The organism is Serratia ficaria (assembly GCF_900187015.1).
In the GTDB taxonomy this organism is placed as follows: domain Bacteria; phylum Pseudomonadota; class Gammaproteobacteria; order Enterobacterales; family Enterobacteriaceae; genus Serratia; species Serratia ficaria.
Genome location: NZ_LT906479.1, coordinates 3,657,530 through 3,671,961, shown reverse-complemented (window position 1 = coordinate 3,671,961; position 14,432 = coordinate 3,657,530). Strand labels below are relative to the sequence as shown.

The following is a 14,432-nucleotide window of genomic DNA, read 5'->3' as shown; positions in this document are numbered from 1 at the left end:
GTGAGACACCCGGCGTTAAAGAGAGAACTTATGGAAATCATCAAGTTTGTTATTGATTTTATTCTGCATATTGATGTGCATTTGGCCGAACTGGTCGCGCAGTACGGCATGTGGGTCTACGCTATTCTGTTCCTGATCCTGTTTTGTGAAACCGGGCTGGTGGTGACGCCGTTCCTGCCGGGGGATTCTCTGCTGTTCGTCGCCGGCGCGCTGGCGGCGTTGCCGACCAACGATCTGAACGTGCACACCATGGTGGCATTGATGGCGGCGGCGGCGATTATCGGCGATGCGGTGAATTACACCATCGGCCGACTGTTCGGCGATAAGCTGTTCAGCAACCCGAACTCGAAGATTTTTCGCCGCAGCTATCTGGACAAGACGCATCAGTTTTACGAGAAACACGGCGGAAAAACGATTATTTTGGCGAGATTCGTGCCGATCGTGCGTACTTTTGCGCCGTTCGTCGCCGGCATGGGGCATATGTCCTATCGCCACTTCGCCGCCTATAACGTGATTGGCGCGCTGGTTTGGGTGCTGCTGTTCACCTATGCTGGCTATCTTTTCGGTGATTTGCCCATCGTGCAGGAAAACCTGAAACTGCTGATCGTTGCTATCATCATTGTTTCAATTCTGCCGGGCATCATTGAAATCTGGCGCCACAAGCGCGCGGCTGCCCGCCAGCAAAAACAGTAAAAACATCGCCTAACCTATCGGTTCGACCAGTTTTTTATCCACAGTGTCGGGCCGATATGGTTTAATGAGCGACATTTATGGTCTGTTCCTGCGAACAACCCTGAAGCCAGTGCCTCGGTCGCGCGCCTGCCGCGCTTTGCTCGGGCACTTTTTCATTGGGTGTGTTTACGGGGGGATTGTTAAAGCATGAACAGCAGACTGGCGTCTGCCAGGTTCAAACAGAAAGGTCATCGATGAGCTGGATTGAACGAATTCTTAACAAGAGCAATATTACACAAACCCGTAAGGCGAGCATTCCTGAAGGGGTCTGGACCAAATGCGACAGCTGCGGCCAGGTTCTCTATCGCGCCGAGCTGGAGCGTAATCTGGAAGTGTGTCCTAAATGCGACCACCACATGCGCATGTCTGCGCGTATGCGTTTGCATACCCTGCTGGACGAAGGCAGCGAAGTGGAACTGGGCAGCGAACTGGAGCCGAAAGACGTTCTGAAGTTCAAGGATTCCAAAAAGTATAAGGACCGTCTGGTCGCCGCCCAGAAAGCGACCGGCGAGAAAGACGCGCTGGTGGTGATGAAAGGCACGCTGTACGGCATGCCTGTCGTGGCCGCCTCTTTCGAATTCGCCTTTATCGGCGGCTCGATGTCGTCGGTCGTCGGCGCGCGCTTCGTGCGTGCGGTGGAGCAGGCGCTGGAAGACAACTGCCCGCTGGTTTGCTTCTCCGCCAGCGGCGGCGCGCGCATGCAGGAAGCGCTGATGTCGCTGATGCAGATGGCGAAAACCAGCGCGGCGCTGGCCAAAATGCAGGAGCGCGGCTTGCCGTACATCTCCGTGCTGACCGACCCGACCATGGGCGGCGTTTCCGCCAGTCTGGCGATGCTGGGCGACATCAACATCGCCGAGCCGAAGGCGCTGATCGGCTTTGCCGGCCCGCGGGTGATCGAGCAGACGGTGCGCGAAAAACTGCCGCCGGGCTTCCAGCGCAGCGAGTTCCTGATCGAAAAAGGCGCGATCGACATGATCGTCCGCCGGCCGGAAATGCGCCAAACGCTGGCGAGCATTCTGTCCAAGCTGACCAACCAGCCGCAGCCGCATTTCGATGAGGCCGAGCCGGTTATCGCGCCGGAAAACCAGGCCGACGCCTGAGGTGCGGACAACGGCCCCGGTCAAACGGGGCCCTTCGGCCGTCATTTTGTGGCTAAGTGGCGGTCGAGGTATGCCCGATGCCTTTCAGGCTGCGGCCGAGCGCGCCGCTGCCTGAAAGCCGAGGGCATTATGGAGAGCATCGCCTTTACCGCGGTGAGGGTGGTGCCCTGATGGATCAATGAACCCAAGTTCAGCGATGGGACTCATGCAAAACCACCAAATTCCCCAAGCCACGTCGCCATTGAGCTCGTGGCTTTATTATCTGGAACGCCTGCACAGTCAGGCGATCGAACTCGGCCTGGAACGCGTGCAGCGCGTTGCGGCGCAGCTGGATTTACTGACCCCCGCACCGACGGTATTCACCGTTGCCGGCACCAACGGCAAGGGCACCACCTGCCGCACCCTCGAAGCCATTCTGCTGGCCGCCGGCCTGCGCGTCGGCGTTTACAGTTCGCCGCATCTGGTGCGCTATACCGAACGGGTGCGCATTCAGGGCGAAGAGCTGAGCGAAGCGGAACACAGCCGCTCCTTCGCCGCCATTGAAGCCGGCCGCGGCGAAACGTCGCTGACCTATTTCGAATTCGGCACCCTGTCGGCGCTGCAGTTGTTCAAGCAGGCGCGGCTCGACGTGGTGATCCTGGAGGTCGGTTTGGGCGGGCGTCTGGACGCCACCAATATCGTCGATCCGAGCGTGGCGGTGATCACCAGCATCGCGCTGGACCATACCGACTGGCTGGGCGACGATCGCGAGAGCATCGGCCGCGAAAAGGCCGGTATTTTCCGCGCCGACACGCCGGCGGTGGTGGGGGAGCCGGACATGCCGGCGACCATCCGCCAGGTGGCCGAGACGCTGGGCGCGCCGCTGTACCTGCGCGGCGAGGCCTGGAGCTTCAGCGTGCAGGGCGACCGCTGGCAGTGGCAAGGCGGCGATACGCGGCTGACCGATCTGCCGACGCCGAACGTGCCGCTGGCCAATGCCGCCACCGCGCTGGCGGCGCTGAACTATTCTTCTTTGGAAATCGACGATCGGGCGATCTTCGCCGGGCTGCAGCAGGCGACGCTGCCGGGCCGCTTCCAGATTGTGCGGCAGGAGCCGACGCTGATCCTCGACGTGGCGCATAACCCGCACGCCGCCGGCTATCTGGCCGGACGCCTGGCCAGGCTGCCGCGCAGCGGCGGCAAGGTGCGCGCGGTGGTGGGCATGCTGTCGGACAAGGACATCGCCGGCACGCTGGCCTGCCTGAGCGAGCAGGTGGACGAATGGTACTGCGCGCCGCTTGACGGGCCGCGCGGCGCCAGCGCCGAGCAGTTGGCGCAGCATTTGACGGAACCGCGGCGCTTTGCCGATGTCGAAACTGCCTGGCGGCAGGCTATGCAGGATGCTGATAAACAGGATATTGTGATCGTCTGTGGATCGTTCCACACCGTCGCGCAGGTGATGGCGGCGTTAGACGAGATGCGGGGAGTGTGAGTGGCAAGTAAATTTCAGAACCGACTGGTTGGAACCGTCATTCTGGTGGCGCTGGGGGTAATCATCCTGCCAGGGCTGCTGGACGGCAAAAAGAAACACTACGAGGATGAGTTCGCGGCTATTCCTCTGGTGCCGAAACCGGGCGACGTAGAGGAAAACGACGTGTTGCCGCCGGTCACTCAGCCGTTGCCGGCGCAGCCGCCGGAAGGCGCAGGCGCGCTGGTTGAACAGCAGGCGGCCAATGAAGCGGCGGCTCGGCAGGCGGTGCGTCAGGGCGCCCAGCAGCAGCCGACGCAGGTGGCGCCGCCGCCGGTGGAAATCCGGCCGCAGCCGGTGCCGCAGCCGAAACCCAAGCCGGTGGAAGTGAAGCCCAAGCCAACGCCTCAGCCCAAGCCGGCGGAGGTGAAGCCGGTGGTGAAACCCGAACCGAAACCGGAACCTGCGCCGGCGCAGAAACCGGCGGAAGAGAAGGCGCCGGCCGGGCAGGCGTATGTGGTGCAGCTCGGCGCGCTGAAGAACGCCGCCAAGGTGAGCGAGATCGTCGCGTCGCTGCGGCTGTCGGGCTACCGCGCCTTTACCGTGCCGTCGACGCCGGTGCAGGGGCAGATCACCCGCATATACGTCGGGCCGGACGCCTCGAAGCAGAAGCTGCAGTCTTCGCTGCCGTCGCTGAATTCCATCAGCGGTCTGAGCGGCCAGGTGAAGCCTTACGGCGCGCGTTAAAAACCGCAGGGGCACAGCAGGCTGCGCCCCTCAATCAACGAAGGGGGGCGTAATCACTGAAGAAAGTGCGCCTTTCACGGGCGAAACCCTCTATGTAGGCGCGGCGATTGGGATTTTTTTTATCGCCGCTTTTTATTTGTAACGTGGTAGGAAATCCCCTACGCAAACGTTTTCTTTTTCTGTTAGAATTCGCCGCGAATTGGATCACCCGATAGATTTCATGTCGCATCAAGGCGGCAAGAAAGATGAAGGGGGCAGGGGCGATTCATTATTGGAATAGTTTATGGTCTGGATTGATTACGTCATTATAGCGGTGATTGGGTTTTCGGCTCTGGTGAGTCTGATCCGAGGGTTTGTTCGCGAAGCATTGTCACTTGTGACATGGGGATGTGCGTTTTTTGTTGCCAGCCATTTCTACTCCTACCTTGCAGTCTATTTCACTCGTTTTGAAGATGAACTGGTGCGAAACGGCATCGCGATCGCCATTTTGTTTATCGCGACCCTGATCGTAGGAGCTATTGTTAACTATGTGATTAGCTCACTGGTAGAGAAAACCGGGTTATCGGGCACCGACCGGGTGCTGGGCGTCTGTTTCGGCGCACTGCGCGGCGTGCTGATCGTTGCGGCGATCCTGTTCTTCCTGGACACCTTTACCGGCTTTTCGCAAAGCGCAGACTGGAAACAGTCGCAGCTCATTCCCCAGTTCAGTTATATTATCAGGTGGTTCTTTGACTACCTGCAGAGCACGTCGAGTTTCTTACCGACCCATTTACCGGGGCGGTAGCGCTGATGAGGAAAAGACAACATGTGCGGTATTGTCGGTATCGCCGGTTTTATGCCGGTAAACCAGTCGATTTATGATGCGTTGACGGTGCTCCAGCACCGTGGCCAGGATGCCGCAGGCATCGTCACCATTGATGCCCATAACGGGTTCCGTCTGCGTAAGGCGAACGGTCTGGTGAAGGATGTGTTCGAGGCGCGCCATATGCTGCGCCTGCAGGGCAACATGGGTATTGGCCATGTGCGTTACCCGACGGCTGGCAGCTCCAGTGCCTCAGAGGCTCAACCTTTCTATGTAAACTCGCCGTTCGGCATTACGCTGGCACACAACGGCAACCTGACCAACGCCCATGAACTGCGCCAAAAGCTGTTCGAAAGCGGCCGTCGCCATGTCAACACCACCTCCGATTCCGAGATCCTGCTGAACGTGCTGGCCAGCGAGCTGGACCGTTTCCAGCATTATCCTCTGGAGTCCGACAACATCTTCACCGCCGTGGCCGCCATGCATCAGCAGCTGCGCGGCGCCTACGCCTGCGTGGCGATGATCATCGGCCACGGCCTGCTGGCGTTCCGCGACCCGAACGGCATCCGCCCGCTGGTGATCGGCAAGCGCACCCTGGAAGACGGCCGCAACGAGTATATGGTGGCCTCCGAGAGCGTGGCGCTGGATACCCTGGGCTTTGAGTTCCTGCGCGACGTGGCGCCGGGCGAAGCGGTGTACATCACCGAGAAAGGCCAGCTGTTCACCCGCCAGTGCGCGGAGAACCCGAAAACCAATCCGTGCCTGTTCGAATACGTCTACTTCGCCCGTCCGGACTCGTTCATGGACAAGATTTCGGTCTACAGCGCCCGGGTGCGCATGGGGCAGAAGCTGGGTGAGAAGATCGCGCGCGAGTGGGAAGATCTGGATATCGACGTGGTGATCCCTATCCCGGAAACCTCCTGCGACATCGCGCTGGAGATCGCGCGCATCCTGGACAAACCTTACCGTCAGGGCTTCGTGAAGAACCGCTATGTCGGCCGTACCTTCATCATGCCCGGCCAGCAGGCGCGCCGCCAGTCGGTGCGCCGCAAGCTGAACGCCAACCGCGCCGAGTTCCGTGACAAGAACGTGCTGTTGGTTGACGACTCCATCGTGCGCGGCACCACCTCCGAGCAGATCGTCGAGATGGCGCGCGATGCGGGCGCCAAGCGGGTTTACCTGGCTTCCGCCGCGCCGGAGATCCGCTTCCCCAACGTGTACGGCATCGACATGCCGAGCGCCAACGAGCTGATCGCCCACGGCCGCGAAGTGGATGAAATCCGCCAGATCATCGGCGCCGACGGGCTGATCTTCCAGGACCTGGATGACCTGATCGAGGCGGTGCGCGAAGAAAACCCGGATATCATGCAGTTCGAATGTTCGGTGTTCAACGGCATTTACGTCACCAAAGACGTCGACCAGGGTTACCTCGAGTATCTGGAGTCGCTGCGCAACGACGACGCCAAGGCGCTGCGCGGGCAGACCGAAGCGGAAAATCTGGAAATGCATAACGAAGGCTAAGCGCCGGCGTTGTGCTGCCAAGGTGCACCGCGGCGTCCGTCGCGGTGCATTATCCCTCCCTGACTTGCTTATCCCTCGCCATTGCGGCAAAGTTTGCCTGATCCTATATTTTTCATGGCAGAGGCCAGCTTTATGAAACGACTCATCATCGGCATTTCCGGCGCCAGCGGCGCTATCTACGGCGTGCGCCTGTTGCAGGTTTTGCGCGACGTCGCGGATGTGGAAACCCACCTGGTGATGAGCAATGCGGCGCGGCAAACGCTGGCGCTGGAAACCCCGCTCAGCCTGCGCGAAGTGCAGGCGTTGGCCGACGTGGTGCACGATGCGCGCGATATCGCCGCCGGCATCTCCTCCGGATCGTTCAAAACCCTGGGCATGGTCATTTTACCCTGTTCAATCAAAACCTTGTCGGGCATCGTCAACAGCTACAGCGACGGCTTGCTGACCCGCGCCGCCGACGTGGTGTTGAAAGAGCGCCGCCGGCTGGTGCTGTGCGTGCGGGAAACGCCGCTGCACCTCGGCCACCTGCGCCTGATGACCCAGGCGGCGGAAATGGGCGCGGTGATCATGCCGCCGGTGCCGGCGTTTTATCATCTGCCGAACAGCGTGGACGACATCATCGATCAGACCGTCAATCGGGTGATCGATCAGTTCGACATTGAATTGCCGGTAGATTTGTTCACCCGCTGGCAAGGCCCCAGTTAACGGTTTTATCCCCAAATTGGTACATTTGTGCAACACCGCACTGAATTAGGGCGGCGCATGCACCATAATGATCCCACTTCATCACGCTCACTGTTTCATGGCGCCGATATTTCGCGGTCGCCAGTGGCGCGGCCCTGACCGGCCGGTTTATTTTTGCGGTTATCGTCCCGGGAAACAGTTTTGTGAAGGTCGGAGTCGTTCCCTCCGTCCGCAGCACTCAATGTGGCACGATTACTGCAAATTGATTTGGTGGGGAAAGTAATGTCCGTAGTGGCATCAAAAAAATCAATTTGAGGGTGATTTATGAAAAAGCTGGTTAAGGTTCTTCCTTTAGTCTTGGCTTTGAGCGCAGCAAGCAACGCATTTGCCGCCGTACCATCGACGCTGAAGATAGGTACCGATCCGACCTATGCACCATTTGAATCCAAAAATGCCAAGGGCGAACTGGTTGGGTTCGATATCGATTTGGCCAAAGAGCTGTGCAAACGCATAAATACCCAGTGCACCTTCGTGGAGAGCGACTTCGACGCGCTGATCCCGTCCCTGAAAGCGAAAAAAATCGACGCTATCATCTCTTCATTGTCCATTACCGAAAAACGCCAGCAGGAAATTGCCTTCACCGACAAACTGTACGCGGCCAACGCCCGCCTGATTGCGCCGAAAGGCTCCAGGCTGCTGCCGACCGTGGGCGCGCTGAAAGGCAAGAGCGTCGGCGTGCTGCAAGGCACCACCCAGGAAGCATACGCCAACGCCATGTGGCAGCCGAAGGGCGTGACGGTCGTGCCTTACCAGAACCAGGATTTGGTCTACGCCGATCTGGCCTCCGGCCGCATCGATGCCGCCTTCCAGGATGAAGTGGCGGGCAGCGACGGCTTCCTGAAACAGCCGCCGGGCAAAGACTATGCGTTTGCCGGCGAATCGGTGAAAGATGACAAATTCTTCGGCGTCGGCACCGGCATGGGGCTGCGCAAGACCGATACCGAGCTGAAGGCGGCGCTGGATAAAGCCTTCGCCGAGATGCGCAAAGACGGCACTTACGACAAATACGCGAAAAAATACTTCGACTTCGACGTCTACGGCGGCTGATGCCGCATACCCTTCCATGCTGTGACTGCGGGGCCGGCCTGCCGGCCCCGCTGGTTCGGATCCTAGACGACAGGATGAAGTAAATGCTGCAAGGCTATTCCCAATTGATTTTCGAGGGCGCTCTGGTAACGCTGGAGCTGGCCCTCAGCTCCGTTTTGCTGGCGGTGGTGATCGGTTTGATCGGCGCCGGCGGAAAACTCTCGCATAACCCGCTGATCTCCACGCTGTTTGGCGCTTATACCACGCTGATCCGCGGCGTGCCCGATCTGGTGCTGATGCTGCTGATTTTCTACGGCCTGCAGATTGCGCTGAACCACGTTACCGAGCTGCTCGGTTTCTCACAAATCGATATCGATCCCCTCAGCGCCGGCATCATTACCCTCGGTTTCATTTATGGCGCCTATTTCACCGAAACCTTCCGCGGCGCCTTCATGGCGGTGCCGAAAGGGCAGATCGAGGCGGCGACGGCCTACGGGTTTACCGGCGCGCAGATTTTCCGCCGCATTCTGTTCCCGGCGATGATGCGCTTCGCCTTGCCGGGCATCGGCAACAACTGGCAGGTGATCCTGAAGGCGACGGCGCTGGTGTCTATCCTTGGCCTGAACGACGTGGTGAAAGCCACGCAGCTGGCCGGTAAAGGCACCTACCAGCCGTTCTTCTTCGCCATCGTGGCCGGCGTGGTTTATCTGATCTTCACCACCGTTTCCAACGGCGTGTTGCTGTGGCTTGAACGGCGTTATTCATTGGGCGTCAAGAGGGCCGAACTATGATCGACATTTTGCAACAGTATTGGCAGTCGCTGTTGTGGAGCGACGGCTATCGCTTCACCGGCGTGGCGGTGACGCTGTGGCTGCTGATCGCGTCGGTGGTGATGGGCGGCCTGCTGGCGATCCCGATGGCGGTGGCGCGCGTTTCCGCCATCAGATGGGTGCGCTTTCCGGTGTGGCTCTATACCTACGTGTTTCGCGGCACGCCGCTGTACGTGCAGCTGCTGGTGTTCTACTCCGGCATGTACAGCCTGGAGATCGTGCGCGGCAGCGAGTTCCTCAACGCGTTTTTCCGCAGCGGGCTCAACTGCACCATTTTGGCGCTGACGCTCAACACCTGCGCCTACACCACCGAGATCTTCGCCGGGGCGATCCGTTCGGTGCCGCACGGTGAAATCGAGGCGGCCAACGCCTACGGCTTTTCCCGCTTCAAGATGTATCGCTGCATTATTTTGCCCTCGGCGCTGCGCACCGCGCTGCCGGCCTACAGCAACGAAGTGATCCTGATGCTGCACTCCACCGCGCTGGCGTTTACCGCCACCGTGCCGGACCTGCTGAAGATCGCGCGCGACATCAACGCCGCGACCTATCAACCGTTCTATGCGTTCGGCATTGCGGCGGTGCTGTATCTGATCATCTCCTACGTGTTAATCAGCCTGTTCCGCAAAGCCGAGAAACGCTGGATGGCACACGTTAGCCACTGATAAATGACGGGAAGAAACCATGTCTGAGAATAAATTAGCCGTCACGGAACTGCATAAGCGCTATGGGGACCACGAGGTGCTGAAAGGCGTGTCGCTGGCGGCCAACGCCGGCGATGTGATCAGCATCATCGGTTCCTCAGGGTCCGGCAAAAGCACTTTCCTGCGCTGCATCAACTTCCTCGAAAAACCGAGCGAGGGTTCGATCAGCCTGAACAATGAAGATATCCGCATGGTGCGCGACAAGGACGGCCAGCTGAAGGTGTTCGACAAGAAACAGCTGCAGCTGCTGCGCACCCGCCTGACCATGGTGTTCCAGCATTTTAACCTGTGGAGCCACATGACGGTGCTGGAGAACGTGATGGAGGCACCGGTGCAGGTGCTGGGGCTCAGCAAGGCCGAAGCGCGCGAGCGCGCGGTGCGCTACCTGGACAAGGTCGGCATCGACGAACGCGCGCGCGGCAAATACCCGGTGCATCTGTCTGGCGGCCAGCAGCAGCGCGTTTCCATCGCCCGCGCGTTGGCGATGGAGCCGGAGGTATTGCTGTTTGACGAACCGACCTCGGCGCTGGATCCCGAGCTGGTGGGCGAAGTGCTGCGCATCATGCAAAAGCTGGCGGAGGAGGGGAAAACCATGGTGGTGGTGACGCACGAAATGGAGTTTGCGCGCCACGTTTCCAGCCATGTGATTTTCCTGCACAAGGGGCTGATTGAAGAGCAGGGGCCGCCGGCCGAGCTGTTTGGCAACCCTAAAAGCCCGCGCCTGCAGCAGTTCCTGTCCGGCGCGTTGAAATAATCCCCTCAGCGGGCCGCCGCGGCCCGCTGATTGATAACATCGTCCAGCGCCTGCTCCAGTTCCAGATAGCGGAAATGGAAGCCGGCTTCCTCCAGACGTTTCGGCACCGCCCGCTGGCCGCCGAGCACCAGCACCGCGGCTTCCCCCATCAATAAACGCATGGCGAAAGCCGGCACCCGCATAAACGCCGGGCGGTCGAGCACGTTGGCCAACTGGGCGGCGAACTGTTCATTGTGCACCGGATAAGGCGCGACCATATTGAACGGGCCCTGCAGGGTTTCGTGCTCCAGCAGGAAGACGATGCCGTTGACCATGTCTTCCAGGTGGATCCACGGCAGGTACTGCCGGCCGTCGCCAATCGGGCCGCCGAGGCCCAGCCGGAACGGCGGCAGCATTTTGGCCAAAGCGCCGCCCTGCGGCGCCAGCACCACGCCGGTGCGCAGCAGGCAGACCCGGGTGGCGTCGCTCTGCGCCCGCAGCGCCAGGGATTCCCAGCGTTGGCACAGCTGGTGGGTGAACTCGTCATGCGGGGCTTCTTCTTCCGTAACCACCGCCTGCCCCTGATCGCCGTAATAACCGACGGCGGAGCCGGAAATCAGCACCCTGGGCGGCGTGCTGCCGGCCTTGATCAGCGCCGCCAGCCGTTCGGTCAGATCCCAGCGGCTGCGGCACAGGCGCTCTTTCTGCGCCGCGCTCCAGCGTTTGTCGGCGATGGGTTCGCCGGCCAGGTTGATCACCGCATCGAATTCGTCCAGCGAGGTCCGGTCATCCAGCGTCTGCCAATAGTCGGGCAGCTCGCCGAGGCGGCTGCGCGCGCGCTGCAGGTCGCGCGTCAGCACGGTTATCTGGTGGGAAAGCGCCAGCAAGCGCGCCGTCAGGCTGCTGCCGATCAATCCCGTTGCGCCGGTGATCAGGACTCGCATGATCTGTCTCCCTGAGTTAGTCCCGGCGATAGCTCATGGTCATGGAAACCGAGTCGGCATAGCGCAGGGCCAATAGTTTATCTATCTCTACTTCAGCATAGGTTACCCAGGCGTGTTCTTTCACGATATCGAGCACATCCTGAGTTAATTTTTCCAGCAGGGCGAAGCGGTTATCCTCAACGTGACGAATGATCGCCTTGGTGATGGTGCGGTAGTTGAGCGCATCGTCGATATTCTCGCTGTTGCGCGCTGTATCTGCCGGGTAGTGGATCACCACGTTAATCAGGATGTCCTGGCGGTTGTTGATTTCTTCTTCCTTGATACCGATGAAAGTACGCAACCGCAGATTTTTGATACGAATAATGGCGTCGGGTTGACTGAATGACATCAGAGATTCTCCACAGGTCTGATTATTGGCGCTCAGAATACACGGAAAGTGGGGAAATGATAACGAACGGGCTAACTCCCCGCTCGGCCGGGGAGTCGGGAAGGCTTAAGCCTGCTCGGCCAGCTTGTAGGCGCGTTCGGTCGCCGGCCGGTTGCTGATGCGTTCGAACCAGTTGCGCACCGCCGGGTAATCCGCCAGGTCAACGCGCTGGCGCGGATGCGACACCACCCAGGGGTAGGTGGCGATATCGGCGATGCTGTAATTGTCGCCGCCCAGGTACGGGTGTTTTTGCAGCTCGGCTTCCAGCACGCCATACAGCCGTTTGGTTTCCAGATGGTAACGCTCGATGGCGTACGGCACCGGCTGCGGGGCGTAGTGGTTGAAATGATGGTTCTGCCCGAGCATCGGCCCGAAGCCCGCCACCTGCCAGAACAGCCACTGCAGCGTGGCGGCGCGCTCGCGCAGCCCTTTGCTCAGCAGTTTGCCGGTCTTCTCCGCCAGATACAGCAGAATTTCGCCGGACTCGAACAGGCTGATTGGCGCGCCGCCGTCCACCGGCTGTTGGTCGACGATGGCCGGGATCTTGTTGTTGGGGGAAATGCTCAGGAACGCCGGCTTGAACTGGTCGCCGGCGCCGATGTTTACGCGGTGGATACGGTAGGGTAAGCCGACCTCTTCCAAAAATAGGGTAATTTTATGACCATTGGGAGTAGGCGCGTAATACAGGTCAATCATGTTGCCTCCTGCGGTAAGGTGATCTGTAATTCATTACACGTTGCTGCGGTCTTCGCCGCGCACAAAGGTATTTCAGCGATCTGACTATAGGGATACCAACAATAGCAGCTAAGGATAGCAGGCTATGTGAGATTCGTCCGATGCTATCTGCGCAAGCGGGATCACAATTCTCGCCGGACGAACGCGGCCGGGCAGCGGGCGTTTCAACGCAAAAAATCTTCGCGCTGCGGCGTAAAGGTATCCAGCAGCGTGCCGGCCTCCAGGCAGACGCAGCCGTGCACCACGTGCGGCTTTTTGTACAGGGTGTCGCCGGCGGCCACTTCGCGCGTTTCATCGCCGATGGTGAAGCGAAAACGCCCGGATAACACATAGGTCAGCTGCTCGTGCGGGTGGCTGTGCAGCGGGCCCACGGCATTTTTCTGAAAATTGACCTCAACCGCCATCAGGGCGCCGCCGTGGGCCAATATGCGCCGCGTTACGCCATTGCCCAGGTCTTCCAGTGCGGTGTGCTGCTTATGGATAAACATGCGATGCCTCGGTATGAAATGGCCCAGGGGGTTAGGGCCGGGTTAAATCAAAATATCATTTCATTATTTTAGAAAAGTGATGCCGGCGCAATCCCGGGTGGCCGTTCGCTGCGTCTGTTTCTGCTAGCCGTGTCGCATAAATGATTTTTACCCCCCTCGGCCTCGTATGCTAACCCCCGCGCCGACGTTGCGCTAGAATAGGGGTTATTTCCCTGTTAAAGGCATGGTTATGAAGCTGATGTTTGCCTCGGATATCCACGGTTCGCTGCCCGCGACCGAACGCGTGCTGGAACGCTTCGCACAAAGCGCCGCCGACTGGCTGATTCTTCTGGGCGATTTGCTGAATCACGGCCCGCGCAACGCGCTGCCGGCCGGCTATCAGCCGGCTCAGGTTGCCGAACGATTGAATCGCTATAGCGACAAGATCATCGCCGTTCGCGGCAATTGCGACAGCGAGGTCGACCAGATGCTGCTGGCGTTTCCCATCACCGCGCCCTGGCAGCAGGTGCTGTGGCAAAAAAGACGATTGTTTTTGACCCACGGTCACCTTTATCATCCCTCGACACCGCCGCCGTTATCTTCCGGCGATGTGCTGGTCTACGGCCACACGCATCTGCCGCAGGCGGAGCGGCAGGGGGATATTTACTGCTTCAATCCGGGTTCGGTCAGCATTCCCAAGGGGGGCTTTCCGGCCAGTTATGGCATACTGGATCGGGGCATTTTGAGTGTGGTCACGTTGGACGGCGGCGAGGCTGTTGCAGAGGTGGCGTTAACGCACTAATTTATACACACACCATAAAAATCTTTGAAAAACACTCATTGATTAACCAGTGCGCGGGATGCATCGCGCCAAAATAGAAGGTTTTAGAGGATGGCGGAACAGGGTCAGGCTGCAGATACCGAGTGGGTTGATATCGTCAACGAGCAAAACGAGGTGATTGCTCAATCCAGTCGTCAACAGATGCGGGCTCAACGGCTGCGTCATCGTGCTACCTATATTGTGGTGCATGATGGAATGGGAAAAATTCTGGTGCAGCGTCGCACCGATATCAAGGACTTCTATCCGGGCTGGCTGGACGCCACCGCGGGCGGCGTGGTGCAAAGCGGGGAAAACGTGCTGGATTCGGCGCGCCGCGAGGCGGAAGAGGAGCTGGGCATTGCCGGCGTGCCTTTCGCCGAGCACGGCCTGTTCTACTTCGAGGAAGAACAGTGCCGGGTGTGGGGCGCGCTGTTCAGCTGCGTGTCGCACGGTCCTTTTGCGTTGCAGGAAGAGGAAGTGGTCGAGGTGAACTGGCTGACGCCGGAAGAGATCACCGCACGCTGCGACGAGTTCACGCCGGATTCGCTGAAGGCGCTGTCGCTGTGGCTGACGCGCAACAACGAACAGGCCTATGGCAAACCGCTGCGCGATGCGGATGAAAACGCCTGACTTCTCGGCATGCAAAAGATAAA

At 59.6% G+C, this 14,432-nt stretch carries 17 protein-coding genes; 13 read left to right on the top strand and 4 right to left on the bottom strand.

Going from position 1 to position 14,432, the window contains the following annotated elements:
- Positions 1-30 precede the first annotated feature (30 nt).
- From CKW09_RS17310 to hisP, 11 genes are all read left to right on the top strand, one after another.
- A complete protein-coding gene (locus CKW09_RS17310; protein ID WP_061795769.1) occupies positions 31-693 on the top strand; it encodes a DedA family protein in 663 nt (220 codons plus the stop codon).
- A 233-nt stretch (positions 694-926) separates the two neighbouring features.
- Positions 927-1,835 (top strand): acetyl-CoA carboxylase, carboxyltransferase subunit beta, encoded by a 909-nt coding sequence (gene accD / locus CKW09_RS17305; protein WP_061795770.1) that lies wholly within the window; start codon positions 927-929, stop codon positions 1,833-1,835.
- A gap of 205 nt (positions 1,836-2,040) precedes the next feature.
- Complete coding sequence (folC, locus tag CKW09_RS17300; protein ID WP_061795771.1) at positions 2,041-3,306, top strand: bifunctional tetrahydrofolate synthase/dihydrofolate synthase; 1,266 nt, start codon at positions 2,041-2,043, stop codon at positions 3,304-3,306.
- A complete protein-coding gene (dedD, locus tag CKW09_RS17295) occupies positions 3,307-4,029 on the top strand; it encodes a cell division protein DedD (RefSeq protein ID WP_061795772.1) in 723 nt (240 codons plus the stop codon).
- A 283-nt stretch (positions 4,030-4,312) separates the two neighbouring features.
- Positions 4,313-4,813 (top strand): colicin V production protein, encoded by a 501-nt coding sequence (gene cvpA, locus CKW09_RS17290; RefSeq protein ID WP_061795773.1) that lies wholly within the window; start codon positions 4,313-4,315, stop codon positions 4,811-4,813.
- A 21-nt stretch (positions 4,814-4,834) separates the two neighbouring features.
- Positions 4,835-6,352: an amidophosphoribosyltransferase gene (gene purF, locus CKW09_RS17285; RefSeq protein WP_061795774.1), complete on the top strand. Its 1,518-nt coding sequence runs from the start codon at positions 4,835-4,837 to the stop codon at positions 6,350-6,352.
- A 132-nt stretch (positions 6,353-6,484) separates the two neighbouring features.
- A complete protein-coding gene (locus tag CKW09_RS17280; RefSeq protein WP_061795968.1) occupies positions 6,485-7,057 on the top strand; it encodes a UbiX family flavin prenyltransferase in 573 nt (190 codons plus the stop codon).
- Between the two features lie 303 nt (positions 7,058-7,360).
- A complete protein-coding gene (gene hisJ / locus CKW09_RS17275; RefSeq protein WP_095098556.1) occupies positions 7,361-8,143 on the top strand; it encodes a histidine ABC transporter substrate-binding protein HisJ in 783 nt (260 codons plus the stop codon).
- 83 nt (positions 8,144-8,226) lie between these two features.
- Positions 8,227-8,913, top strand: coding sequence for a histidine ABC transporter permease HisQ (locus tag CKW09_RS17270; protein ID WP_061795776.1), 687 nt, complete (start codon positions 8,227-8,229; stop codon positions 8,911-8,913).
- Positions 8,910-9,614 (top strand): ABC transporter permease, encoded by a 705-nt coding sequence (locus tag CKW09_RS17265; RefSeq protein WP_061795777.1) that lies wholly within the window; start codon positions 8,910-8,912, stop codon positions 9,612-9,614. The genes CKW09_RS17270 and CKW09_RS17265 overlap by 4 nt, the downstream gene beginning before the upstream one ends.
- Positions 9,615-9,633: 19 nt before the next feature.
- Complete coding sequence (hisP, locus tag CKW09_RS17260; RefSeq protein WP_061795778.1) at positions 9,634-10,407, top strand: histidine ABC transporter ATP-binding protein HisP; 774 nt, start codon at positions 9,634-9,636, stop codon at positions 10,405-10,407.
- 5 nt (positions 10,408-10,412) lie between these two features.
- On the opposite strand, the gene CKW09_RS17255 is transcribed toward hisP, so the two are convergent.
- The 4 genes from CKW09_RS17255 to CKW09_RS17240 form a co-directional block, all read right to left on the bottom strand.
- Positions 10,413-11,330 (bottom strand): TIGR01777 family oxidoreductase, encoded by a 918-nt coding sequence (locus CKW09_RS17255; RefSeq protein WP_061795779.1) that lies wholly within the window; start codon positions 11,328-11,330, stop codon positions 10,413-10,415.
- Positions 11,331-11,346: 16 nt separating this feature from the next.
- Positions 11,347-11,718, bottom strand: coding sequence for a dihydroneopterin triphosphate 2'-epimerase (gene folX / locus CKW09_RS17250; protein ID WP_095098554.1), 372 nt, complete (start codon positions 11,716-11,718; stop codon positions 11,347-11,349).
- A 105-nt stretch (positions 11,719-11,823) separates the two neighbouring features.
- Entirely contained in the window at positions 11,824-12,453 is a 630-nt protein-coding gene (gene yfcG, locus CKW09_RS17245) for a GSH-dependent disulfide bond oxidoreductase (RefSeq protein ID WP_061795781.1), read from the bottom strand.
- 203 nt (positions 12,454-12,656) lie between these two features.
- Positions 12,657-12,980 carry a cupin domain-containing protein gene (locus CKW09_RS17240; protein ID WP_061795782.1) on the bottom strand — a complete coding sequence of 108 codons (324 nt, stop codon included), beginning with the start codon at positions 12,978-12,980 and terminating at the stop codon, positions 12,657-12,659.
- A gap of 229 nt (positions 12,981-13,209) precedes the next feature.
- Between CKW09_RS17240 and yfcE the strand changes: the two genes are divergently transcribed.
- Positions 13,210-13,761, top strand: coding sequence for a phosphodiesterase (yfcE, locus tag CKW09_RS17235; RefSeq protein WP_061795783.1), 552 nt, complete (start codon positions 13,210-13,212; stop codon positions 13,759-13,761).
- A 90-nt stretch (positions 13,762-13,851) separates the two neighbouring features.
- Positions 13,852-14,409, top strand: coding sequence for an NUDIX hydrolase YfcD (gene yfcD, locus CKW09_RS17230; protein ID WP_061795784.1), 558 nt, complete (start codon positions 13,852-13,854; stop codon positions 14,407-14,409).
- The last annotated feature ends 23 nt before the right edge of the window (positions 14,410-14,432 follow it).